Source organism: Rouxiella chamberiensis (genome assembly GCF_026967475.1).
Lineage (GTDB): Bacteria > Pseudomonadota > Gammaproteobacteria > Enterobacterales > Enterobacteriaceae > Rouxiella > Rouxiella chamberiensis.
Genome location: NZ_CP114058.1, coordinates 3137247 through 3162816 on the forward strand (window position 1 = coordinate 3137247; position 25570 = coordinate 3162816).

General features: G+C 55.3%; 17 protein-coding genes and 3 pseudogenes. 9 read left to right on the forward strand and 11 right to left on the reverse strand.

Annotation, left to right across the window (positions count from 1 at the left end; genetic code table 11):
* Positions 1-67 precede the first annotated feature (67 nt).
* Complete coding sequence (gene djlA / locus O1V66_RS14530) at positions 68-889, reverse strand: co-chaperone DjlA (RefSeq protein WP_045048465.1); 822 nt, start codon at positions 887-889, stop codon at positions 68-70.
* Positions 890-1119: 230 nt separating this feature from the next.
* Between djlA and lptD the strand changes: the two genes are divergently transcribed.
* The 6 genes and pseudogenes from lptD (at position 1120) to apaH (ending at position 7989) form a co-directional block, all read left to right on the forward strand.
* The gene (gene lptD / locus O1V66_RS14535) at positions 1120-3444 is read left to right on the forward strand and encodes an LPS assembly protein LptD (RefSeq protein WP_269127844.1); all 2325 of its coding nucleotides are present in this window, start codon (positions 1120-1122) and stop codon (positions 3442-3444) included.
* A gap of 74 nt (positions 3445-3518) precedes the next feature.
* The gene (gene surA / locus O1V66_RS14540) at positions 3519-4814 is read left to right on the forward strand and encodes a peptidylprolyl isomerase SurA (RefSeq protein WP_045048463.1); all 1296 of its coding nucleotides are present in this window, start codon (positions 3519-3521) and stop codon (positions 4812-4814) included.
* Positions 4804-5802: pseudogene (gene pdxA / locus O1V66_RS14545) on the forward strand (4-hydroxythreonine-4-phosphate dehydrogenase PdxA); the annotation flags it as partial. The gene surA and the pseudogene pdxA, both read left to right, overlap by 11 nt.
* A 65-nt stretch (positions 5803-5867) precedes the next feature.
* On the forward strand, positions 5868-6722 hold the full coding sequence (gene rsmA, locus O1V66_RS14550; protein ID WP_045048462.1) for a 16S rRNA (adenine(1518)-N(6)/adenine(1519)-N(6))-dimethyltransferase RsmA: 855 nt from the start codon (positions 5868-5870) through the stop codon (positions 6720-6722).
* A 13-nt stretch (positions 6723-6735) separates the two neighbouring features.
* Positions 6736-7113, forward strand: coding sequence for a Co2+/Mg2+ efflux protein ApaG (gene apaG, locus O1V66_RS14555; RefSeq protein WP_045048461.1), 378 nt, complete (start codon positions 6736-6738; stop codon positions 7111-7113).
* A 21-nt stretch (positions 7114-7134) separates the two neighbouring features.
* Positions 7135-7989, forward strand: a complete 855-nt coding sequence (apaH, locus tag O1V66_RS14560; protein WP_045048460.1) for a bis(5'-nucleosyl)-tetraphosphatase (symmetrical) ApaH — start codon at positions 7135-7137, stop codon at positions 7987-7989.
* Positions 7990-8068: 79 nt separating this feature from the next.
* On the opposite strand, the gene folA is transcribed toward apaH, so the two are convergent.
* Positions 8069-8557, reverse strand: a complete 489-nt coding sequence (folA, locus tag O1V66_RS14565; protein ID WP_045048459.1) for a type 3 dihydrofolate reductase — start codon at positions 8555-8557, stop codon at positions 8069-8071.
* Positions 8558-8979: 422 nt separating this feature from the next.
* Between folA and O1V66_RS14570 the strand changes: the two are divergent.
* Positions 8980-9593: pseudogene (locus O1V66_RS14570) on the forward strand (LysE family translocator).
* 82 nt (positions 9594-9675) lie between these two features.
* Here the strand turns inward: O1V66_RS14570 and kefC are convergent.
* From kefC to dapB, 5 genes and pseudogenes are all read right to left on the reverse strand, one after another.
* Positions 9676-11530: pseudogene (gene kefC, locus O1V66_RS14575) on the reverse strand (glutathione-regulated potassium-efflux system protein KefC).
* The gene (gene kefF / locus O1V66_RS14580; RefSeq protein WP_045048456.1) at positions 11523-12080 is read right to left on the reverse strand and encodes a glutathione-regulated potassium-efflux system oxidoreductase KefF; all 558 of its coding nucleotides are present in this window, start codon (positions 12078-12080) and stop codon (positions 11523-11525) included. The pseudogene kefC and the gene kefF overlap by 8 nt, the downstream one beginning before the upstream one ends.
* A 160-nt stretch (positions 12081-12240) precedes the next feature.
* Positions 12241-15465, reverse strand: coding sequence for a carbamoyl-phosphate synthase large subunit (carB, locus tag O1V66_RS14585; protein ID WP_045048455.1), 3225 nt, complete (start codon positions 15463-15465; stop codon positions 12241-12243).
* A 16-nt stretch (positions 15466-15481) separates the two neighbouring features.
* The gene (gene carA / locus O1V66_RS14590) at positions 15482-16630 is read right to left on the reverse strand and encodes a glutamine-hydrolyzing carbamoyl-phosphate synthase small subunit (protein ID WP_045048454.1); all 1149 of its coding nucleotides are present in this window, start codon (positions 16628-16630) and stop codon (positions 15482-15484) included.
* Between the two features lie 499 nt (positions 16631-17129).
* Entirely contained in the window at positions 17130-17951 is an 822-nt protein-coding gene (gene dapB / locus O1V66_RS14595) for a 4-hydroxy-tetrahydrodipicolinate reductase (protein ID WP_045048453.1), read from the reverse strand.
* 597 nt (positions 17952-18548) lie between these two features.
* Between dapB and O1V66_RS14600 the strand changes: the two genes are divergently transcribed.
* Together O1V66_RS14600 and O1V66_RS14605 are read left to right on the forward strand one after the other, a co-directional pair.
* The gene (locus tag O1V66_RS14600; protein WP_045048452.1) at positions 18549-19709 is read left to right on the forward strand and encodes a porin; all 1161 of its coding nucleotides are present in this window, start codon (positions 18549-18551) and stop codon (positions 19707-19709) included.
* Between the two features lie 138 nt (positions 19710-19847).
* On the forward strand, positions 19848-20714 hold the full coding sequence (locus tag O1V66_RS14605) for an SMP-30/gluconolactonase/LRE family protein (protein ID WP_045048451.1): 867 nt from the start codon (positions 19848-19850) through the stop codon (positions 20712-20714).
* Between the two features lie 78 nt (positions 20715-20792).
* On the opposite strand, the gene ispH is transcribed toward O1V66_RS14605, so the two are convergent.
* Genes ispH through ileS form a run of 4 tightly spaced genes read right to left on the reverse strand, consistent with a single transcriptional unit; the run spans position 20793 to position 25521 of the window.
* Entirely contained in the window at positions 20793-21743 is a 951-nt protein-coding gene (gene ispH, locus O1V66_RS14610; RefSeq protein ID WP_045048450.1) for a 4-hydroxy-3-methylbut-2-enyl diphosphate reductase, read from the reverse strand.
* Complete coding sequence (gene fkpB / locus O1V66_RS14615; RefSeq protein WP_045048449.1) at positions 21724-22194, reverse strand: FKBP-type peptidyl-prolyl cis-trans isomerase; 471 nt, start codon at positions 22192-22194, stop codon at positions 21724-21726. The genes ispH and fkpB overlap by 20 nt, the downstream gene beginning before the upstream one ends.
* 4 nt (positions 22195-22198) lie before the next feature.
* The gene (lspA, locus tag O1V66_RS14620; RefSeq protein ID WP_045048448.1) at positions 22199-22705 is read right to left on the reverse strand and encodes a signal peptidase II; all 507 of its coding nucleotides are present in this window, start codon (positions 22703-22705) and stop codon (positions 22199-22201) included.
* Positions 22705-25521 (reverse strand): isoleucine--tRNA ligase, encoded by a 2817-nt coding sequence (gene ileS / locus O1V66_RS14625; protein WP_045048447.1) that lies wholly within the window; start codon positions 25519-25521, stop codon positions 22705-22707. Before ileS ends, lspA begins: the two co-directional genes overlap by 1 nt.
* Positions 25522-25570: the final 49 nt, after the last annotated feature.

The following is a 25570-nucleotide window of genomic DNA, read 5'->3' on the forward strand; positions in this document are numbered from 1 at the left end:
ATAAAGAGAAAACGCCGTGATGTGAGTCACGGCGTTTTTTTACAGCCACGTTTTTTAAGCCAGCAGGTTATCTAAACCCTTTCTCGCGTTTGATAAGGTCATAGGCAGCCTGAATCGCCTGCGCCTTCTGCTTGGCCATTTCCATCATCTCCGGCGGCAGGCCTTTTGCCACCAGTTTGTCTGGATGGTGCTCACTCATCAGCTTGCGATAGGCGCGCTTGATGGTGGTGGCATCGTCGGTCGCCGACACGCCCAGCACCTTGCAGGCATCGGCCAGCGTCGGGCCATGCGGCGCGCGCTGATAGCTGCCCTGAGAATAGTTGCCCTGCTGCTGGCTGCCGCCAAAATGCTGGCCGCCTTCCATCATGCTCAGGAACTGGTCGAACTGATGGCGTGAAATGCCCAGCTCTTCGGCGATGACATACAATACCTGCCGTTCATTCGGATGCAGTGAACCATCGGCATACGCCGCCTGAATCTGGATTTCCAGAAAAGTCCGTATCAGGTCAAATCGTCCAAAACAGACGCTGCGCATCTCGCGCATCTTCTCGCGCAGCGGGTAATTGCCGCCCTTGCCGATGCGAAACGCCTGCTGTGCCGATTCGCGCTGAGCGCCGTGCAACTGCATGCGGTCCATAAACAGGCTGGCAATCTGGATATCTGCTTCTGTCACTCTTCCTTTTGATTTGGTTAAATGTCCCATCACCTCGAAGGTGGTGCGGAAAAAAATGGTCTGACGCGTTTGCTGATCGGAGAAAAACCCACGGCTTCTCACGGCGCGAGCCTTGTCTACCATGTGTCCAATCAGTAACCCCAATACGATTCCCCAGAAGCCTATGCCGGACATGTAGCCCAATATAAGTCCGAGCAGCTTTCCCCAATACTGCATATACTCCTCAATTCACAATGCCGTCGCGTAAGATTTGCTTTATCATAACCGGCATTTACCGCCGTGACTAACTGCGACAGCGTTAACGCTGCGGATTTAACACTAGCGCAACGATGATGAGTAAGATAGTCTCTGACCGTTTGCCGGCATGACGCCTCTGATGACGGAACACACATTTTACGTATGAAAAATAGACGTATGAAAAAAGCTTCCCCACCCTGCTGGCCACAATGATTTGGACGGCACTCTATAGCCAGGGCGCTCTGGCCGATCTCGCTGAACAGTGTATGCTCGGCGTGCCGACCTATGATAAACCGCTGGTACAGGGCGATCCGAATGACCTTCCTGTCAAGATTCAAGCCGACAATCTTCAGGGTAACTATCCCGATAGCGCGTTGTATTCCGGTAATGTGACGGTCGATCAGGGGAATAGTTCCCTGAAAGCCGATCAGGTTCAACTGAATCAGATTACCCATCCGAACGAGCCTACGCCACTGCGAACCGTAACGGCTACGGGCGATGTGCTGTACTTCGACAATCAGGTCAAACTGAAAGGCCCCAAAGCTTTCTCGAACCTGAATACCAAAGATACCGACGTCGAGAAAGGCGACTACCAGATGGTAGGACGTCAGGGTCGTGGTACGGCGGATGTCATGAAGCAGCGCGACAACAACCGCTACACCATTTTGAACAACGGTACCTTTACGTCGTGTCTGCCGGGTGACAATAGCTGGAGCGTTGTCGGTACAACGGTCATCGAAGACCGTCAGGAAGAAGTCGCCGAAATCTGGAATGCCCGTTTCCATATCGGTCCGGTTCCTGTGTTCTACAGCCCGTATATGCAGCTTCCTATCGGCGATCGTCGTCGATCCGGTTTCCTTATCCCGAATGCAAAATACGGCAGCAACAACGGCTTCGAGCTGATGCTGCCTTATTACTGGAACATTGCGCCGAACTACGATGCGACCATTACGCCGCATTACATGAGCAAGCGCGGTACCCAGTTGCAGAACGAATTCCGCTACCTGACCGTTGCGGGTGCCGGTGTGATGGAGTTCGACTTCCTGACCAATGACAAGCTGGTCGAAGACGATCACCCGAGCGTGGACAAAACCAAGCGCTGGCTGTTCTACTGGAATCATAACGGCGTCTTTGATCAGGTGTGGCGTTTCAACATCGACTACACCAAGGTCAGCGATCCTTACTACTTCAACGATCTGGATTCCAAATTCGGATCGACGACCGACGGCTACGCGACCCAGAAATTCAGCGTAGGTTATGCCGACGAAAACTGGGATGCGACGCTTTCTACCAAGCAGTTCCAGATTTTCCCGCAGACCACGTCGTCGGCGACCAATGTCTATCGCGCCATGCCGCAGCTGGACATGAACTACTATAAAGACGATCTCGGTCCGTTTAATTTCCACACCTACGGACAGATAGCGAAATTCACCAACGTCAATCCGGCGTATCCGAAAGCGACGCGCTGGCACATCGCGCCGCAGCTTGATCTGCCGCTGAGCAACCGTTGGGGAAGCTGGGATAACGAAGTCAAGCTCATGGCGACCCACTACGAGCAGGATATCCCGAACAGCTATTATGATCTGGTGCCGGACTCCAGACTCAAGAGTTCCTACAACCGTGTGATGCCCGAGTTCAAGAGTGACGCGAAAATGGTCTTCGATCGCGCCATGGACTGGAACCCCGGCTACACGCAGACTTTAGAACCGCGTTTGCAGTACCTCTATATTCCTTATCGTGATCAGAGCGGCGTGCAACAGTATGACTCGACGCTGCTGCAGACCGACTACACCGGCCTGTTCCGCGATCAAAGCTATAGCGGCCTTGACCGTATCGCGTCAGCCAACCAGCTGGCCTCCGGTGTCACGACGCGTATCTACGATGACAGCCTGGTTGAGCGCTTCAACGTGTCTGCGGGCCAGATTTACTACTTCACGCCTCCGCGTACCGGCGACGAGAACAGTACGCTGGACAAGAACGACGACACAGGCAGCATGGTGTGGGCGGGCGACACCTACTATAAAATCAATGATACGCTGGCTTTCCGCGGTGGATTGCAGTACGACGCGCGTCTTGATTCCCTCGCCGTTGGCGATGCCGTGCTGGAATACCGTTCCGCAGCGGAAAAAATGATTCAGTTGAGCTACCGTTATGCCAGCCCTGAATATATCAAGGCAACCTTGCCTAACCTGACCAATCCGGGTTATCAGCAGGGTATTTCGCAGGCCGGTATCATTGGTAGCTGGCCGATTGCCGACCGCTGGGCCGTGGTCGCCGCCTACTACTATGACACCAAGGCCAAGCAGACGGCCGATCAGCTTCTGGGCGTGCAATACAGCACCTGTTGCTGGGCGGTTAACTTCGGGTACGAACGTCGAATCACTGAATGGGACTACACCCGTGAAAATCCAGGCAGTGAATATGACAACCGTATTTCATTTAACATTGAACTTCGTGGCCTAAGCAGCAATCAAACCCTGGGTACGAAAGAAATGTTGGCCAGTGGCATACTGCCTTACCAACGTGCCTTCTGATGTTCTGTAGCACGTTGAATTCAGTAGACTTGAAACTTGAACCCGCATTTGCGGATTAAATAAATGGAAAAAGTATGAAGAACTGGAGAACACTTCTCCTCGGCGTGGTGCTTTGTGCTAACACCGCGATCGCAGCACCTCAAGAGGTTGATAAAGTCGCCGCCGTTGTGGACAACGGCGTCGTTCTGGAAAGCGAAGTCAATGACATGCTGCAGTCCGTGCAGCAGCAGGCCAAGGAAGCGAAGCAACAGCTTCCCGATGTGACAACCCTTCGTCGCCAGATCCTCGATCGTCTGATTATGGATAACATCCAGTTGCAGATGGCGACCAAAATGGGCATCACGCTGACTGACGACGACGTCAACAAGGCCATTGCCAACATCGCCCAGCAAAACAACATGACGGTCGATCAACTGCGTAGCCGTCTGGCTTACGAAGGCCTGAACTACAACACCTACCGCACCCAGATCCGCAAGGAAATGCTGATTTCCGAAGTGCGTAACGGTGAAGTTCGTCGCCGCGTGACCATTCTGCCTCAGGAAGTCGATGCGCTGTCCAAACAGCTCGCAGCCCAGACCGGTAATGAAGCCGAGTACAATCTGAGCAACATTTTGCTGCCACTGCCGCAGAATCCAACGCAGGATCAGGTCAACCAGACTGAAATGCTGGCGAAAAAACTGGTGAGCGATCTGAACCACGGCGCGGACTTCGGCAAGACCGCCATGACCTACTCTGCTGACCCGCACGCGCTGGACGGCGGTAAAATGGGTTGGGGCAAACTTCAGGGTCTGCCTTCTCTGTTTGCGCAGGCGCTGGCCAACGCGAAGAAAGGCCAGGTTGTCGGTCCAATCCGTTCAGGTGTCGGTTTCCACATTCTGAAAGTGAACGACATGCGTGCCGTTGACCAGAAAGTTTCCGTGACTGAAGTCCATGCCCGCCACATTCTGCTGAAAACCTCCGTGGTTCTGACAGATGCGCAGGCACAGGCTAAACTTCAACAGGTAGCCGCGGCAATCCGTGGCGGTCGCGCCAACTTTGCCGACGAAGCCAAGCAGTTGTCACAGGATCCGGGTTCTGCCAATCAGGGTGGTGATCTGGGTTGGGCTTCACCTGACATGTATGACCCGGCCTTCCGCGATGCGCTGCTGAAACTGAAGAAAGGCGAAATCAGTGCACCGGTGCGCTCTTCCTTCGGCTGGCACCTGATTCAGTTGCTTGACACCCGTCAGGTCGACAGAACCGATGCCGTGCAGAAGGACAAGGCTTACCGCCTGCTGTTCAACCGCAAATTTGCCGAAGAGGCACAGTCCTGGATGCAGGAACAGCGTGCCCAGTCGTACGTGAAGATTCTGGATGGCAATGGACAATAATTCCTACGTGACGCAATCCGTGGTCATTACCCCCGGCGAACCTGCCGGGGTTGGACCCGATTTAGTCCTCGCACTGGCTCAACGGGACTGGCCCGTTGAGCTTGTCGTTTGTGCCTGTCCGTCTTTGCTGCTTGCCCGCGCCAAGGCGCTGGGTCTGCCTATTCGCCTGCTCGACTATCGTCCGGGCATGGCCAGACCGCAGGCGGCCGGTACGTTGACCGTACTGCCCGTCCAGCTTGCCGAGTCGGTGACGCCGGGTGAGTTGAATGTCGCGAACGGCCCGTACGTTGTAGAAACGCTGGCACGCGCCTGCGATGGTGCAATGAACGGCGAGTTTGCCGCGTTGGTCACCGGCCCCGTGCAGAAAAGTATTATCAACGATGCCGGTATTGCGTTTACCGGACACACCGAATTCTTTGCCGATCGCAGCCATTGCGAGCGGGTAGTCATGATGCTGGCAACCGAAGAGCTTCGCGTGGCGCTGGCCACCACGCATCTGCCGCTGAAAGACGTGTCGGATGCCATCACGCAGCAGAGCCTGCATGAAGTCATCACCATCCTTGATAACGACCTAAAAACCAAATTCGGTATCGCGTCTCCGCAAATCTACGTGTGCGGCCTCAACCCCCACGCGGGTGAAGGCGGTCATATGGGACGTGAAGAAATCGACACCATCACGCCCGCGCTCGATACCCTGCGTGAAAAAGGCATCAACCTGATTGGCCCGTTGCCCGCTGACACCCTTTTTCAGCCGAAATATCTGCAACATGCCGATGCCGTGCTCGCCATGTATCACGATCAGGGCCTTCCGGTGTTAAAATATCAGGGATTCGGCCGAGCCGTGAATATCACCCTGGGGTTGCCGTTTATTCGCACCTCGGTGGATCACGGTACCGCGCTGGATCTCGCTGCCACCGGCAAAGCCGATGTAGGCAGCTTTATTACCGCCTTAAATCTTGCCATTAACATGGCCTCAGTCAGTAATGACAATACCTTGTCTGCCATGACAACCCCTGTCAGCACCGACAACAACAGTAGTGATAAAACACAGCAATGAATAATCGAGTCCACCAAGGCCATTTCGCCCGTAAACGTTTTGGACAAAACTTTTTAAAAGATCAGTTTGTCATCGACAGTATCGTTTCCGCTATCCATCCCCTGCCCGGCCAGGCCGTTGTTGAAATCGGTCCGGGTCTGGCGGCGCTGACCGAGCCTGTCGCGGCACGTCTTGACAGCATGACCGTCATCGAGCTTGACCGCGATTTGGCGGCCCGTCTCGAAGTGAATCCAAAGCTCGGCAACAAGCTGCGGATCATTCAGGCCGATGCCATGACCGTCAACTTTGGCGAGCTTTCGCAGGAGCTGGGCCAGCCGCTGCGTGTGTTCGGCAACCTGCCTTACAACATCTCGACGCCGCTGATGTTCCACCTGTTCACCTACACCAACGCTATCAGCGACATGCATTTCATGTTGCAGAAAGAAGTGGTCAACCGTCTGGTTGCGGGGCCGAACAGCAAGGCCTACGGGCGTCTGAGCGTGATGGCGCAGTATTACTGCAACGTTATTCCCGTGCTGGAAGTGCCGCCGGAATCCTTTACGCCTGCACCTAAAGTCGACTCCGCCGTGGTTCGCCTGACGCCGCACGCCGAAATTCCGTATCCGGTTTCCGACATCCGCATTCTGGCGCGTCTGACCACCGATGCTTTCAACCAGCGTCGCAAGACCATTCGCAACAGCCTGGGCCACCTGTTTACTCCGGAACAGATGACCGAACTGGGTCTGGATCTGTCGATGCGCGCCGAAAACATCTCCGTTGAACAGTATTGCAAACTGGCAAACTGGCTTTCAGTGCGTAAACTCAACGAACAGCAGAGTAAAGAGCAGCCCAACAACGACCAGCAACCTTAACCGGAGTCACGCTATGCTTGATGCGCCGCGAGTCAGTATTCAGGTCCAAAGTATCTACATCGAGTCCCAGTCGATACCTGAAGAACAGCGATATGTTTTCGCCTATACCATTACTATCCGCAATCTCGGGCGCTTCAACGTACAACTGCTGCGCCGTTACTGGTTGATTACCAACAGTAACGGCCACAAGACCGAAGTTCAGGGCGAAGGCGTCGTTGGCGAACAGCCGCTGATTGTTCCCGGCGGCGAATTCCATTACACCAGCGGTGCCATCCTCGAGACGCCGATGGGTACGATGGAAGGTCACTACGAGATGGTCGATCACAACGGAGAAGCCTTCCGTGTCGCCATCCCCGTTTTCCGTCTCGCACTCCCTACGCTTATCAACTAAGCCGTTCCGTAAGAAGGTAAAATGTCGACATATTTAGTCGGGGATATCCACGGGTGTCTCGACGAGCTTAAAGCGCTTCTGGCACAGGTGGAATTCAACCCCGAACAAGATATTCTCTGGCTCACGGGGGACCTTGTCTCGCGCGGTCCCGATTCGCTGGGGGTTCTGCGTTTTGTCAGCGGACTGGGCGATGCCGTGCGTATGGTGCTGGGCAATCATGACCTGCATCTGCTGGCCATTTACGCCGGAATTACGCCGAATAAAGCCAAGGACAAGCTGACGCCGCTGCTTGAGGCAGAAGATGCCGATACGCTGATCAACTGGCTTCGCCGTCAGCCGGTGTTGCAGGTCGATGAAGAGAACAAGATAATCATGGGTCACGCCGGCATCACGCCGCAATGGGACGTCGAAACTGCAAAAATGTGCGCCCGTGAAGTTGAGGCCATCCTGTGCAGCGACAGCTATCCGCTGTTCCTCAACGCCATGTACGGCGATATGCCGAACAACTGGTCGGAAGAACTGACAGGGCTGGCGCGTCTGCGTTTCAGCACCAATGCCCTCACCCGCATGCGTTACTGCTTCCCGAACGGCCAGCTGGACATGATTTGCAAAGATGCGCCGGAAGATGCGCCGCGTCCGCTGAAACCGTGGTTCGACGTGCCGAGTCTGGTACGCGAAGAAGGCTACAGCATCATCTTCGGGCATTGGGCCTCGCTCGAGGGCAAAGGCACGCCGGAAGGGGTTTACGGACTGGATACCGGCTGCTGCTGGGGCGGCGAGATGACGCTGCTGCGCTGGGAAGACAAGGCGTATTTCACCCAGCCTTCCAACCGCAGGAAAGACAGGGAACAGGAGGCGGTGCCGAAAGCGGTGTAGTGTCCCCCTTCGCATCTCTCTACTGTCCTAAACAAAAAAGGCACCCACCGGGTGCCTTTTGCTTGAGGGTCAGAGGCGATTATTCGCCGCGACGGTCAAGGATTTCAAAGCAGTAACCGTGCGTATTGGCGTCATCTGCATCGTGGAATTCGCTGAACACGCTTTCCCATTCGTCAGGCTCGTAGTCAGGGAACTGTGTATCGCCTTCGACTTCGGCATCGATATGGGTCAGATACAGACGGTTGGCGCGGCTCAGCAGTTGAGTATAGATACGGCCACCGCCAATGATCATCACTTCTTCGACCTGACCGGCCGCGAGCAGCGCATCGTCAACGGAGGTTACCCAGGTAACGCCTTCGTGATTTCCGGGCTGGCTGCTGATAACAATGTTAAGACGGCCCGGCAACGGTCGGCCGATAGACTCGAATGTCCTGCGCCCCATAATAACCGGTTTGTTCAGCGTGTTGCGCTTGAACCAGGCCAGGTCAGCCGGTAAATGCCAGGGCATGGCATTTTCCATACCAATAACGCGATCCGCTGCCATTGCAGCGATCAGGCTGATAATCATCATGAAACCTTTGGTGAAGAGCTAATAAGAACATATTCGTGGTTCCGCCGGCAGACGACATACAGCAGACCAGGAACACATTCTATGTCGGGGCAGAAAAGAGCCACACTATACGGAAAGCCCATTCCGCCGTCGATACTCCGCTAAAGATATAAGAGACCTCTTAGCGGGTGCGCAGTTAGTCAGCACAAAGCACCAACGCGGCTCTGCGAGCAAGCGCCAACGCATCACTCTCACACCGATAACCAGCGGATCCTGCTAGGGCGTCCTGCCAGATTGTCACGCATGTAAACTGTTCAATACATTCTGGTCGAGAAAGTATACAAACGAAATAAGCCATTACGCGCAGCCCCTGTTAAAAATCGGCAGTTGGCGTATGATGCCGCCATAATTTTCCCTGCTCCTTGATGACGGTCAGTTTAATGCTCGAAACCTCCTTGTTTGTCGCCACTATCGCCGCGTTGGGGATGATCTCCCCGGCCCCGATTTCTTTCTGGTTATCAAGAATGCCGCGCGCTATCCGCGTCTGGCGGCATTGATGACCTCTGCGGGCGTTATCTGCGGCGTTATCACCCATATGTCCTACTGCGTGGCCGGTCTGGCAGTTGTCATAACCCAGACGCCGTGGCTGTTTGATCTGCTGAAATACGTGGGTGCCGCCTACCTTATCTGGGTCGGCATTCAGGCGCTGTTTTCCCGTACCAACAGCAAGATGAACCTCGAGAATATCGCCCCGCAGCAGGTCACGCTGCGCAAGGCGTTTGTGCAGGGCTATCTGTGCAACCTGCTGAACCCGAAGGCGACGCTGTTCTTTCTGGCGATGTTCACTCAGGTGTTGCAGATTAACTCGACCCTGAGCGAGAAACTGGGTTATGCCTCGATTATCGTCGGACTCTCCCTTATCTGGTGGCCGATGCTGGTTATTCTTATCCAGAGCGGTCCGGTTCGTCGCGGGCTGGCCAAGGCACAGAAGCTTATCGATAAACTGCTCGGCGGCGTATTGATAGCGCTGGGCATCAAGGTTGCGCTGAGCTGATTTTCTCAAGCCCGCCGTTTCGCCATAAAAAAAGCGCATTCACTGAATGCGCTTTTTTGTTATTGAAACCTTTCAAAAGGCGTTAGCCCTCTTTGGCCTCGATTACCTCGTGTTCAGGCGCTTTGCCGTCGATACTGCCGCGCCAGCTCTGCTGCTGTTCGCCCAGACGTTCCTGATCCTGCTCGATGGCCGCAGACAGCATATCGCGAGCACGCTGGATAGACGCCAGACGGAACTCGGTATCCTCGTAATTCTCGAGCGTCGCTTCGAGCATTTTCAGGTTGTAGCGTTTGAACAGATCGGCTTTTTCACGCGCTTCGTACGGATCCAGGCCAAGAATCTCCAGCGTTTCACGTCCTACGCGCAGCGAACCTTCAAACAGCTCACGCTCCGGCGCCTCGACGCCCAGCTGACGCAGCTGATACCAGTGGTCAACGTCACGCGCACGGGCGATGATTTTCAGGTTCGGGAAGTTCTCCTTCGCCAGTCGGGTCAACTCGAGGTTGGCTTCCACGTCGTCGATAGCATTAATAAGCACCTTGGCCTGACCCGCGCCTGCGGATTCCAGCAGATCGGCGCGCGTTGCATCACCGTAAAACACTTTGGTGCCGAATTTGCGCAAGGTTTCGATGTGATCCGGGTCGTTATCCAGAACCACCGTATGCACATTGTTGGCCAGCAGCAAACGACCGGCTATCTGTCCGAAACGGCCGAAACCGGCAATGATCACGCTGGCGTGTTCGTCGTCGATGATATCCTGCGGGCGATCGTCTTTCGGCGCGTTGCGCTCCAGACGGCTCGCGATAACCAGCAGCACCGGCGTCACCGCCATCGACAGCGCCACCGCAAGCGTCAGCGCCTTGGCCCAGTCGGCTGGCAGCACGCCCGCCGTTTGCGCGGCACTGAAGATAACGAAGGCGAACTCACTGCCCTGCCCCAGTAAAATGGCGAACATGCCGCGCTGGCGTTTAGGCACATTGAGCCACGGGGCCACAATCCACAGCAGCGCCGCCTTCAATACCATAAAACCAAACAGCAATACGGCAATCAGCAGCGGATGATGAATCAGCGTGCCGAAGTCGATAGACATCCCGACGCCGATAAAGAACAGCCCCAGAAGCAACCCTTTGAAGGGTTGAATATCGCTTTCCAGCGCGTGGCGGTATTCAGAGCTTGCCAGCATAACGCCCGCCAGAAACGCGCCCATCGCCATAGACAGCCCGGCCATTTCCAGCAGAATGCCGAAGCCAAACACCAGGAACAGCGCCACGGCGCTGAACACTTCGCGCATGCCGGAACGGGCCACAAAGTGCAGCACCGGACGGGCGACATAGCGGCCGAGCAGAATCACCATCGCCAGCGCGCCCACGACTTTCGCGGCCGAAAGACCAAAGGCCATCAGCGTGGTCGACTCACCGGTACTGGCAAGCAGCGGCACCATCGCCACCAGCGGGATAGCGGCGATATCCTGGAACAGCAGCACGGCGAAGGTGCTGCGACCGATAGGCGTTGGCGTCAGGCTGCGTTCGCTCATGGCCTGCATGGCAATCGCGGTGGAAGACAGCGCCAACGTCAGACCAATCAGCAGGGCAATCTTCCAGTCCAGCCCGAGCGCGGCGCAGAAGGCGCTGAGCACCAGCCCGCAGCCGACCATCTGGATGCTGCCGCCGCCAAACACGGAGGCGCGTAGAGTCCACAGGCGTTTGGGGTCAAGTTCGAGGCCGATGATAAACAGCATCAGCACCACGCCGATTTCGGCGAAGGTCAAGATAGATTCGGCGTCGGAGACCAGCTTGAGTCCCCACGGGCCGATGATACAGCCGGCAATCAGGTAGCCCAGCACGGAGCCGAGTCCGAAACGCACGGCGATAGGAACCGAACAGCGCCGCAGAGCCGAGATAAATCAGCCCCTCAATCATCATGCTGTGATTATCCATTGGCTTGCCCTTCCATGATCTGTACCGGATTCGCGGTCTGCCAGTCAATCAGACGCTGGCGATAGGCCTGCGCGCCCGCTTTCAGCGTTACTTCATCGCAGGTGAAGGTATTGTGCAGCGAGAAATACGGCTGCCACTTCATGCCGCAATACAGCGCCGTTGCCTCGAGAGGCTGACCCAGCGCGGCAAAGTTCGGGAATTGACCCAGCTCGAAATGCGCTTCGTTGCCGCCGGTCGTCACCGCCCACAGGCACCCCTTGTCCTTGAGCGCGTCGCCGTCCTGACCATAGGCCCAGCCGTGCTCCAGCACCTTGTCTATCCACAGTTTTATCAAGGGAGGCAAGCCATACCACTGCATGGGATGCTGGAAAACAATCAGATCGGCCTCTTCAACCGCCGCCTGTTCAGCCTTGATGTCAATGCTGAAGTCCGGATAAAGATCGTAGAGAGATCTGATTTTTACATCAGGGAGATCGTTAATCTCTTCGAGTAAGCGCCGATTGGCATGAGAATGCCGGGGATAAGGATGAGCATAGATAATCAGGATCATAAAACTTCCATTTTAAAACGTATTTTGTTCAGCATACGCAACTTGCGCCAGAGGAAAAACCAGTCACTTAGGTTATAAATAAAAAAACAAAAAAGAAAGGCGCAGCATGATGCCGCGCCTTTTGTCAGTTCTCAATCGCCTGCTGGATTAATCTTCGCGATTAACCTGTAATTTGTGCATGCATTTCCTGAACTGAAATCACCTGCTCGGTCGGGTCCGAAGACAGCGCCATGGTAGTGGCATAACCGCCGTTCATGGTGGTGTCGTAATGCACTTTATATTGCAGCGCGCTGCGGCGAATCAGCTTGGAGTCTTCAATCGCCTGACGACCTGCGGTGGTGTTGACGATATACGCGTATTCACCGTTTTTGATGCGGTCCTGAATGTGCGGACGTCCTTCGTGCACCTTGTTGACCTGACGCACGGTAACGCCTGCGGCGGTCAGGACTTCTGCGGTACCCTGCGTGGCATCCAGCTCGAAACCGTGTTCCAGCAACTTGCCCGCCAGAATCACGACACGTGCCTTGTCGCCGTCACGAACGGACAACAGTGCGCGCCCGCTTTTCTTCATGCCGGAAAGGCTGCCCAGCTGCGCTTTGGCAAAGGCTTCGGAGAAGGTTTTGCCAACACCCATGACTTCGCCGGTCGAGCGCATTTCAGGGCCGAGGATAGGGTCAACGCCCGGGAATTTGTTGAACGGCAGCACCACTTCTTTAACAGAGTAGTAAGGCGGGATCACTTCTTCGGTGATGCCCTGCTCGGCCAGAGTCTGACCGGCCATCACGCGCGCGGCCACTTTCGCCAGCGGAATCCCGGTCGCCTTGGAAACAAACGGCACGGTACGCGCAGCACGCGGGTTGACTTCAATCAGGTACACTTCGTTGTCTTTAACCGCAAACTGCACGTTCATCAGACCGCGTACAGACAGTTCGAAGGCCAGCTTCTCGACCTGCTGACGCATAACGTCCTGAATTTCCTGGCTCAGCGTATAGGCTGGCAGTGAACATGCAGAGTCACCGGAGTGAACGCCCGCCTGCTCGATGTGCTCCATGATGCCGCCAATCAGCACACGCTCGCCGTCGCAGATGACATCGATATCCACTTCCACCGCGTCGTCGAGGAAACGGTCAAGCAACACCGGTGCATCGTTGGAAACGCTCACCGCGTTCTGGAAGTAGCGACGCAGGTCGATTTCGTCATAGACGATTTCCATTGCACGGCCGCCCAGCACGTAGGAAGGACGCACCACCAGCGGATAACCGATGCCGACGGCTTTTTCTACCGCCTGCTCGATGGTCGCCACGGTGGCGTTTGCCGGTTGTTTCAGGCCAAGACGGATAACCGCCTGCTGGAAACGTTCACGGTCTTCTGCACGGTCGATAGCGTCCGGGCTGGTACCGATAATCGGCACGCCACAGGCTTCAAGCTCGCGCGCCAGTTTCAGCGGAGTCTGGCCGCCGTACTGGACAATCACGCCTTTCGGCTGCTCGATACGCACGATTTCCAGCACGTCTTCAAGCGTTACCGACTCGAAATACAGGCGGTCAGAGGTGTCATAGTCGGTAGAAACCGTTTCAGGGTTACAGTTGACCATGATGGTTTCGAAACCGTCTTCGCGCAGCGCCAGCGAGGCGTGTACGCAGCAGTAGTCGAATTCGATACCCTGACCGATACGGTTCGGACCGCCGCCCAGCACCATGATTTTTGGCTTGTCATTGGTAGGGTTGGATTCGCACTCTTCTTCATAGGTGGAATACATGTACGCGGTGTCGGTCGAGAATTCCGCCGCACAGGTATCAACACGCTTGTAGACCGGATGCAGATGCAGCTTGTGGCGCAGTTTGCGCATTTCGCTTTCGGACACGCCCGCCAGTTTGGCAAGACGCAGATCCGCAAAGCCTTTGCGTTTCAGGACACGCAGGAAATCGTAGTTCAGGGCATTGATGCCGCCTTTCGCCACTTCGCCTTCCAGCTTGACCAGCTCTTCAATCTGCACCAGGAACCAGCGGTCGATGTTGGTCAGGCTGAAGACGCCTTCGACGGTCATACCGGCGCGGAAAGCATCGGCGATGTACCAGATACGGTCGGAGCCTGCGTCTTTCAGTTCACGACGAATTTTGGTCAGCGCTTCAGGGTCTTCCAGGCTGACAACCGGGTCGAAGCCGCTTGCGCCCACTTCCAGACCGCGCAGGGCTTTCTGCATGGATTCCTGGAAGGTACGGCCAATCGCCATGACTTCACCGACGGATTTCATCTGCGTAGTCAGACGGTCGTTGGCACCGGCAAATTTCTCGAAGTTGAAACGAGGGATCTTGGTCACCACGTAGTCGATGGACGGTTCGAACGAAGCCGGTGTCTTGCCGCCGGTGATGTCGTTCATCAGTTCGTCGAGGGTGTAACCTACGGCCAGCTTGGCTGCCACCTTGGCAATCGGGAAACCGGTCGCCTTCGAGGCCAGAGCAGAAGAACGGGAAACACGCGGGTTCATCTCGATGACTATCAGACGGCCGTCTTTCGGGTTCACGGAGAACTGAACGTTGGAACCGCCCGTCTCCACGCCGATTTCACGCAGTACCGCCAGCGAGGCGTTACGCATGATTTGATATTCTTTGTCGGTCAGTGTCTGCGCCGGTGCGACAGTAATGGAGTCACCGGTGTGAATCCCCATTGCATCGAAGTTTTCGATAGAACACACGATGATGCAGTTGTCGTTCTTGTCGCGCACCACTTCCATCTCGTACTCTTTCCAGCCAATCAGCGACTCGTCAATCAGCAGCTCTTTGGTTGGGGAAAGATCCAGACCGCGGGTACAGATCTCTTCGAACTCTTCGTGGTTGTACGCGATGCCGCCACCGGTTCCGCCCATGGTAAAGGAAGGACGAATGATGCACGGGAAGCCGACGTCGGCCGCAATCGCCAGCGCTTCTTCCATGTTGTGGGCAATGCCGGAACGCGCAGTACCCAGGCCGATTTTCTTCATCGCGATGTCGAAACGACGACGGTCTTCGGCCTTGTCGATGGCATCGGCGGTCGCGCCTATCATGGTCACACCGAATTCGGCAAGCACGCCCTGACGCTCGAGCTCAAGCGCACAGTTCAGTGCAGTCTGGCCGCCCATGGTAGGCAGAACCGCATCCGGACGCTCTTTTTCGATGATCTTGCGCACCACTTCCCAGTGAATGGGTTCGATGTAGGTCGCATCGGCCATTTCCGGGTCGGTCATGATAGTCGCAGGGTTGGAGTTCACCAGAATGACGCGATAGCCTTCTTCGCGCAGCGCTTTACACGCCTGGGCACCCGAATAGTCAAACTCACAGGCCTGTCCGATAACGATCGGACCTGCGCCCAGAATCAGAATGCTTTTTATGTCTGTACGTTTTGGCATTATCTGCTCCTGTTAATTATTTCGCGCTGTTACGGTAGACGTCGATCAGTTCAATGAAGTGATCGAACAGAGGGGCTGCATCGTGCGGGCCTGGACTGGCTTCAGGATGACCCTGGAAGCAGAACGCCGGCTTGGTGGTGTGATGCAAACCTTGCAGGGTACCGTCGAACAGTGATTTGTGCGTCGTACGCAATGTCGCAGGCAGCGTCGCTTCGTCTACGGCAAAACCGTGGTTCTGCGCGGTAATCATCACGGTGTTGGTGTCCATGTTCTTCACCGGATGGTTGCCGCCGTGGTGACCAAACTTCATCTTGGAGGTCTTGGCACCGCAGGCCAGCGCCAGCAGCTGGTGGCCCAGACAGATACCGAAAATCGGGATCTCGGTAGTCAGGAAAGTCTGGATAGCCTCGATGGCGTAATCGCAAGGCTCCGGGTCGCCCGGTCCGTTGGACAGGAAGATACCGTCCGGATTCAGTTTCAGCACGTCTTCGGCAGGCGTTTGCGCCGGAACCACGGTCAGGCGGCAGCCACGGTCAACCAGCATGCGCAGGATGTTGCGTTTCACGCCGTAATCGTAGGCGACTACGTGATAGGGCAGCGCTTCGGCCTCTTTGGCTTCCGGCAGGTCGCCTTCCAGCGTCCAGCTGCCCTGCTGCCAGCTATAGGATTCCTGGGTAGACACTTCTTTCGCCAGGTCCATGCCTTTCAGGCCAGGGAACGCTTTGGCTTTCTCCAGCGCCAGTGCGGCATCTACCGAATCACCGGCGATGATGCAGCCGTTCTGCGCGCCCTTTTCGTTCAGCAGGCGAGTCAGTTTACGGGTATCGATGTCTGCAATGCCGACGATGTTCAGGCGTTTCAGGTAATCCGACAGGGTCTCTTCATTACGGTAGTTGCTGGCAATAAGAGGGAGATCGCGGATAACCAGGCCTTGGGCGTGTACTGCAGAGGATTCTTCATCAGCGGCGTTGGTGCCGACATTGCCGATATGAGGATAAGTAAGGGTGACTATCTGGCGGGAATAGGAGGGATCAGTGAGGATTTCTTGATAACCGGTCATCGACGTATTGAAGACCACTTCCCCCACTGCCGTTCCTTCTGCCCCGATGGCACGACCGTGGAATTGGGTTCCGTCTTCCAGAACCAATAGCGCTGACTTTATCAAAGCATCCTCCAAGAATAATCAATCATTATATTTGCATATTAATTCAGATCCGGTGACCTGATCAATGCAAAAATCGCACTCGGAGCGGTTATTTTTTTCGGCCCAAAGCTAATTTTTGGCAAATTGCGCGCATTCTAATGATGAGCGCCGATTTTGTCTACCAAAAGCACCATTATTTTACTGTTTTTTGCTGCACTCAGCGAAATGAGTCACGAATAGCGATAAAAGGACAGGATAAGTGGGCATAGTAAACGTTTGCGAAGGGGATTGTCTGGAAAATTCATTTTTTCATTAACTTTGCTTGAACCAATAGATATTGGGCGGTGACATTTTAACCAATACGGTAATCCAAAGGCAGAAAACAATGACAAATAGGCATTACAATACAAAAGTAAAAGATAACCCTAATTTTATAGGCAAAAGAAAAGGGCATTAAAATTTATGCCCTTTTATCAAAACATTATGATCAAAACAACCACATCACAGTTGTAAGGTAAACTTATAAATCTTCTAGACCGAGCACATCGCGCATGTCGAAAAGACCATTATTCTTGGAAGATACCCATTTTCCGGCACGAACGGCACCATTTGCGAAGGTCATGCGGCTTGAGGCCTTGTGGGTTATCTCGACACGCTCGCCGATATCGGCAAACATGGCAGTGTGTTCACCCACGATATCGCCAGCACGGATAGTCGCAAAACCGATGCTCATCGGGTCGCGTTCGCCGGTGTAACCCTCGCGCGCGTAAACGGCACAATCTTTGAGGTCACGACCCAGCGCCCCGGCGATAGCTTCACCCATGGCCAGCGCGGTGCCGGATGGCGCATCGACCTTGTGGCGATGGTGCGCTTCGACAATTTCGATATCGGTGTAGTCGCCCATGACCTTGGCGGCTTTTTCCAGCAACTTGAGCACGACGTTTACGCCGACACTGAAGTTGGCGGAGAAGACCACAGGAATTTCGTTGGCGGCCTGCTGAATCGCGGCCTTGCCTGCATCATCAAAGCCCGTCGTGCCGATAACAATCCCCTTGGCGTGCTTGAGGCAGAAATCCAGGTGTTCCAGCGTGCCTTCGGGACGAGTGAAATCGACGAGAATATCGAAATCATTGGCGACGGCGTGCAGATCGTCACTGACCTTGACGTTCAGGACGCCGACGCCAGCCAATTCACCGGCATCGGTGCCGACCAGTGAAGACCCTTTGCGCTCCAATGCCGCGCCCAAAACCACGCCTTCGGCCTGCTGTACGGCCTGAATCAGCTGGCGACCCATGCGCCCACCGGAACCGGCAATCGCCATGCGGATATCAGCTTTGCTCATAATTTCTCTCTTTATTAATGTATGCTGCCAGAAACAGAAGCAGGTTAACGACCCTGCCCTATTGGGGCCAGTGAAATTGCCTCATAATTAGAAAATTATGATAGAGGCGTGCCTGTATCAGTAAAATCTATTACCCTGAACGCGATAATGTCGGATTTTACCCTGCATCGACAAGACAAATCGTTGTAACCGCTCAATAAATGGTCAATATGCAGTTTATGAATAATCATGCATTCATTTGACTCGTTATTCTCCCCCGCCGAATTGCTTCCCTTTGTGTCCAAACGCATCCAGTGATGAGTATTGATATAAATTATTCCGTTTTGGTTATTGGATTTTGCCAAAAGGTTATGTTAATAAATAGCCAGCTAATTTTAAGTCGATGAACTATTGCAAAAGCATATATATCGATACTTTAATATAATTGCGATAAGTTATTGAATTGGCTATTTAATTAATCATTTATAAACAAACGGTTAGGCACAAAAGTCGACATTCAAAAGAGACAGCGTGCCAACGGTAATAAATGCCCGTCAATCACCCTTTTGAATCAGGGAATATAGAGACGCCAACATTGTATTGGTGTCTGGAGTAGTTATGAATTTTAAAATGCACAGGGTTTCACAAACGGTCGTTGCGGCTCTGGTTTTGGGTAGCGCGTCTTTTGCAGCACAGGCAGAAATTACCCTGCTGAAACAGGATCCCCAGCCCAACTATCCTCTAAGCCGTCTGGATTTCAAGATAGGCGGCAGTATTCGTCCGCAGGTGTCCAACACCATGGGCGATTCGGATAGAGGCTCCTACAAGAACAACGGCTACGATGCCGGAACCCGTTTTCGTTTTACCGCCGACTACTTCCTGTTTGATGACATTCACTGGGTCGGGTATTACGAGCTGGGCGTGAACATTCCGCAGGTGCTGGACTGGGATCATCATCACGCCAACGGCGCAAACAACACCACCCGTCGTCAGCTGTATACCGGCTTCAAGAGCAACACCTACGGCATGTTGACCTTTGGTCAGCAGAACAGCATTTACTATGATGTGGTCGGCATCAAGACCGATAACTGGAACAATGATATGGTCGCGCAGGCACCCGGCAACGGGATCAACGGCGACTACGATGGGTCCTACCGTTCGCGCAAGATGCTGAAATACAAGTATGCGGCGGGTCCGGTCGACCTGTACGCTGCCTACCTGTTCTCCGACGACGACTATTACGTGGGCAGCACGGGCAACAACCTCGCCTACAAGCGTAAAGGCGGCGGTTCCGTGGGAGCCAACTGGCACATCACCCAGGATTTAAGCTGGGGTACGGCGTACAACTACACCAGCGCCGAAGTGAAGAACCGCGCCAAAGGCGATTCCAGAGACTATGACCAGCATATTCTGGGTACCGCGCTGACGTGGGCGCCGGGTCCGTGGAACTTCTCGGCTGGCGGCGGCTGGTATCATAATTTCCTGAGCAACAAGGTCACCAACGAGCAGAACTATTTTGCAGGCGATGCCTACGGGATAGAGTACTTTGCAAGTTACAGCATTCCGGTGGACACCTTTGCCGTCAAGAGCGTCAAGCCTTACGTCATGGGCGATTACCTGAAATACACCACGGGCCGTGACTACTCGCGTACCGACAATGGCCTGGGTATCCAGTTCAAGCTGGCCTATAACTTCAGCATCAACTACGAACATATGTTTATTCATTCGTCCGATAACCTTGGCGATATCAACAGCGTTCGTCTGACCTACGATTTCTGATTCTGCCAAGTGCCATGCAGCCTGCCGACTCTCCCGGCAGGCTTTTTTTGCTTTTAAAACCTTGCCCTTCCCCCGTTCCCTCTCTGCGCGGCTAAACTCATCTCACTGAAATAATTATTTACCTCCGGGAGAAAAGTCATGCCTGCATTTTTAAAGTCCGCACTTACGCCGGTGACTGACTACCGCGCCACATTGGGTGAGACGCCGGTCTGGTGCCAGCGTACTCAGTCACTGCTGTGGATGGATATCGATAATCAGCGCCTGCTGCGCTACTGGCCGGAAACGAAAGTCGTCGAGCATCGCGAGCTGCCCTCGCTGACCAGCGCCGCCCTGCTGACCGATCAGCAGGACGTTTTCCTGCTCGCCGCGCAGGACGGCATTTTCCTCTACGAGTACCACGCCGAAACCCGCATTCCGCTTTGCCCCTATCCGGGTGCGCCGGGCACGCGCCCCAACGAAGCGGCGATCGCGCCGGACGGTTCTCTGTGGTTCGGCAGTATGGATTTGCAGGAGAAAGACAAAATAGGTGCCTGGTATCGCTTCGAAAAAGGCGACGCGCAAGCGCAGCTGATGATGGACAATGTCGGCACGCCCAATACGCTCGCCTGGTACGAAGGACGTGTGTGGTTTGCCGACAGCATGCAAAAGCGCTTTTATTCGGGCAATGCACGCCGGATTAATCCGCTTAAGCTTTCGTGCTTCTCATCCGGTGACAAGACCCCGGACGGCTCTACACTCAGCGAAGATGGCATGCTGATCACTGCCTGCTTCGGCGACGGCGTACTGCTGCGCCAGCAGATCAATCAGGGCGAGTTGCTGACACTCGACACCGTCGAGCTGCCCGTGACTCAACCGAGTTGCTGTGCGTTTGGCGGCGCGCAGATGAACCAGCTGTTTGTTACCTCGGCACGAAAAGGGCTGAAAGACCCGCACTCCCTCGAAGGCGCGTTGCTCGAGGTGGAAACCACGACGCGCGGCGCAGGGCAATATCAGTTCAAACTCTGATTCTCGGCATCTGAAAGATAAAAAAGGCTCTGCGGCACAGTGTGCGGCAGAGCCTGATTATTGTTGACTGCAATAGCGTCAGCTTACGGCTTTGATGTCGATACGCAGTTCTTTCGGCACTTCAAACACGATGTTTTCTTCGCGTCCGTCCATGTTCACAACGCCCAGACACCCCAGCGTTTTCAGGCGGTCGATGACTTCCTGAACCAGAACGTCTGGCGCAGAAGCCCCGGCCGTCACACCCACACTGACCGCGCCCTTCACCCACTCTTCCTGAATATCCGCTGCCGAATCAATCAGGTAGGAAGGCTTGCCGACACGCTGTGCCAGTTCGGCCAGACGATTGGAGTTGGACGAGTTTTTCGAACCGACCACCAGCACGACGTCGGCATCGTCTGACAGATTACGCACCGCTTCCTGACGGTTGGTGGTGGCATAGCAGATGTCGTCTTTGCGGGGTCCGACGATTTTCGGGAAGCGCGCGCGCAGGGCGTCGATCACTTCCGAGGTGTCGTCGACAGACAGGGTCGTCTGCGTCATGAAGCACAGATTGTCGGGATCTTTGACGTCGAGCTTCAACACATCGGCAGGCGACTCGACCAGATACATGCCGCCCGTCGGATTGTTGTACTGACCCATCGTGCCTTCGACTTCCGGGTGACCGGCGTGACCAATCAGAATCGCCTCGGTGCCTTTACGGCTGGCGCGGGCGACTTCCATATGCACTTTGGTCACCAGCGGACAGGTGGCGTCGAAAACGGTCAGGTCGCGAGATTTCGCCTCCGTTCTGACCGCCTGGGAAACGCCGTGCGCCGAGAAGATCAGAATGGAGCCGTCCGGCACTTCGCTGATTTGCTCGATAAATACCGCGCCGCGCTGACGCAGGCTGTCGACCACATAGCGGTTATGTACCACTTCGTGACGGACGTAAATCGGCGCGCCGTAAAGCTCGAGCGCGCGTTCTACGATAGTAATGGCGCGGTCGACACCGGCACAAAAACCACGTGGATTAGCCAGCAGGACTTGCATCAGACGCCTCCAATTCAGGGTCAATTTTCAATACTTCGATATCAAAATCAATATCATGACCGGCAAGCGGATGGTTGAAGTCAACGGTAACCGAACCTTCGGTAACTTCGCGCACTACGCCCGGCATTTCACTGCCGTCACGGGTCGTGAACAGCATGATGGTACCGACATCCGGCACGCCCGTCTCGATAAAATCACGCAGCGGGAAGAATTGAACCAGATCGGGGCTGTTTGCTCCAAAGGCCGACTCGGGCGACAGCGTAAATGCTTTCTTGTCGCCGACGCGCAGACCCAGCAGCTGGTTTTCCAGCGCATCGGACAGGCTGCCGTCACCAAGACGGAACAACGCCGGCTTGCCGTGACTCAGCGTCGATTCCGCCGTGGAGCCGTCTTCCAGCTTCAGCGTGAAATGCACCAATACCGCGCTGTCGTGTGTCACCTGCTCGGTCATTCTCTTATCCCTTACTTTTTGCCGTTTTGTCCGAAGAAGTCATGAAACCTTCAAGGACGACCAACACTGCGCCGACGCAGATAAAGCTGTCGGCCAGGTTGAAAATGGGGTAGTGCCAGTCATTGACGTAAAAATCGATAAAGTCGATGACAAAACCGTGAACCATACGATCGAACAGATTACCCAGCGCCCCGCCGATTATCATCGCAAAGGCGATGTTGTTCAGCTTCTGACGGCCGCTGCTGCGATACATCAGTACCATCAGCACGACGACGATAACCAGCGCGATGGCGGCGAAGAACCAGCGCTGCCAGCCTCCCTTGTCCGCCAGGAAACTGAACGCCGCGCCCGGATTGTGCGCGTAGGTCAGATTAAAGAACGGGATCAGCGGCATCGATTCGCCGAGCTGGAAATGATTCATTACCAACACTTTGCTGCCGAGATCCAGCACCAGCACAACAACCGCCAGCCAAAGCCAGCGGAGTCCGGTAGAACAGATAGGTTTACCCATTATGCAAATTCACGCTCTTCACCGTCACCGGCGATGTTGGTGGCACAGCGACCGCACACTTCCGGATGCGCCGCGTTGTGACCGACATCGGTGGTGTAATGCCAGCAGCGCGGACACTTCTCGCCCTGCGCCTTTTCCAGACCGATTTTCAGGCCTTTCAGCAGTTCGCTGGCAACGGCTGTGTCGTCGGCGTCGGCCAGTGGCGCAACTTTCGCACCCGAGGTCAGCAGCACAAAACGCAGTTCGTTGCCCAGGCTGTTCAGTTTGGCCGCCAGCGCATCGTCGGCATACAGCGTCACGGAAGCTTCGAGCGATCCGCCCAGACGCTTGTCGTTACGCGCCTGCTCGATGACCTTGTTGACTTCGCCACGCACTTTCAGCAGCTCTGCCCAGAACTCGTCGTTCATCGGCTGGCTTTGCTCCAGACCAAACAGACCGTCATACCACTCTTCGGTGAACACGAACTTGTCGCGCGCGCCCGGCAGGAAGCCCCAGATCTCGTCGGCAGTGAAGGACATGATAGGCGCCATCCAGCGCACCAGCGCTTCGGAGATGTAATACAGCGCGGTCTGACAGCTGCGACGCGCGTTGCCGTCGCTTTTCGCGGTGTACTGACGGTCCTTGATGATATCCAGGTAGAAGGAGCCCATCTCGACCGAACAGAACTGCATCAGACGCTGCACCACACCCAGGAAATCGTAGCGCTCGTAGGCGGCAATGATCTCGTCCTGTGCGGCTTTCGCGCGGCCCACGGCCCAGCGATCCAGCACGACCATCTCTTCCGGTTTCACGCTGTGCAGCGCCGGATCGAAACCGTTGAGGTTCGCCAGCAGGAAGCGCGCGGTGTTACGGATACGACGATAAGAGTCGGCGGCACGTTTAAGGATTTCGTCCGACACGGCCATCTCGCCAGTATAGTCGGTAGAAGCCACCCAGAGGCGCAGAATATCGCCGCCGAGCTTGTTCATGACTTCCTGCGGGCTGACAACATTGCCGATGGATTTCGACATTTTGCGGCCGTTGCCATCGACGGTAAAGCCGTGAGTCAGCACCTGCCTGTAAGGCGCACGGCCTTTCATGGCGGTAGAAATCATCAGTGATGACATAAACCAGCCGCGGTGCTGGTCGGAACCTTCCAGATACATGTCCGGTTCGTGACCGTTGAATTCAGGACGCACGTCAACCACGGATGAGTGGGTGGAACCCGAGTCGAACCAGACGTCCAGGGTGTCGGGCACCTTGACGTAATCGGCTGCTTCCGCACCCAGAATGTCTTCGGGGTTGAGATCCCACCACGCCTGAATGCCGTCGACTTCAACGCGTTTTGCGACTTCTTCCATCAGCTCGAGGCTGCGCGGGTGAAGCTGCTCGGTCTCTTTGTGCACGAACAGAGACATCGGCACGCCCCAGGTACGCTGACGGGAGATACACCAGTCAGGACGGTTGGCGACCATGTTTTCGATACGCGCCTGGCCCCAGTCAGGGATCCACTGCACGCCTTTGATCTCTTCCAGCGATTTCGCACGCAGACCTTTTTGATCCATGCTCACAAACCACTGTGGCGTCGCGCGGAAGATGATCGGCGATTTATGACGCCAGCAGCATGGATAGCTGTGGGTGAATTTCTCGAAATGCACCAGTGCGCCGTGCTCGCGCAGCAGTTCGACGATGATGTCGTTGGCCTTGAACACGAACTTGCCGTCGAGCGCCGGATAAGTGCCCGGCAGGTAGCAGCCGTTCGGCCCCACAGGGTTCGCCACTTCGAGGCCGTATTTCTTGCCTATTTCGAAGTCGTCCGGGCCGTGGCCCGGCGCAGTGTGAACGGCACCGGTACCGGCATCCAGCGTGACGTGGTCGCCAAGAATGGCAGGCACGTCGAAGCCCATGAACGGATGGCTGAAGCGCAGCAGCTCGAGGTCGGCGCCTTTGCATTCGCCCAGCACGGTCCATTCGGTTACGCCGATGCGTTTCATCACGCTGGCCACCAGATCGGTCGCCAGAATCAGGCATTGGCCGTCAATCTGTACCAGCTGATAGGCGAATTCGGCGTTCAGCGCGACAGCACGGTTGGCCGGCATGGTCCACGGCGTGGTGGTCCAGATAACCAGCGAGATAGGGCCATTGAATGCAGTCGCACCAAACTTCGCGGCGACCGCTTCGGCGTCTACGGCCTTGAAGGCGACGTCGATGGCTGGCGATACCTTGTCGTAATACTCCACTTCGGCTTCGGCCAGAGACGAGCCGCAATCGGTACACCAGTGCACCGGCTTCGCGCCTTTGTGCAGGTGACCATTGCCGATGATTTTACCCAGCGCGCGGATGATGTTGGCTTCGGTTTTGAAGTCCATCGTCAGGTACGGGTGATCCCAGTCGCCTAGCACGCCAAGACGGATGAAGTCGGCTTTCTGCCCTTCAACCTGCTCGGCCGCATATTTGCGACAGGCAGCGCGGAACTCGGCGGCAGTGACTTTCTCGCCCGGCTTGCCGATCAGTTGCTCGACTTTCAGCTCGATAGGCAGACCGTGGCAGTCCCAGCCGGGAATATAAGGCGAGTCGTAACCGGCCATCCCTTTGGACTTGACGATAATGTCTTTGAGAATCTTGTTGACCGAGTGACCAATATGAATGCTGCCGTTCGCATACGGAGGGCCGTCATGCAGAATAAAGGATTTTTTGCCCTTTTTGGCAGCGCGGATAATCCCGTACAGATCCTGCTTATACCAGTTGTCCAGCATCGCAGGTTCACGCTTGGCTAAATCGCCACGCATCGGGAACCCTGTTTCCGGCAAGTTCAGGGTGTTCTTAAAGTCACTCATAAGATTCTCGGTTCCGTTTTTCGGCTAGAAGCCGGGCTACTTGGGTATT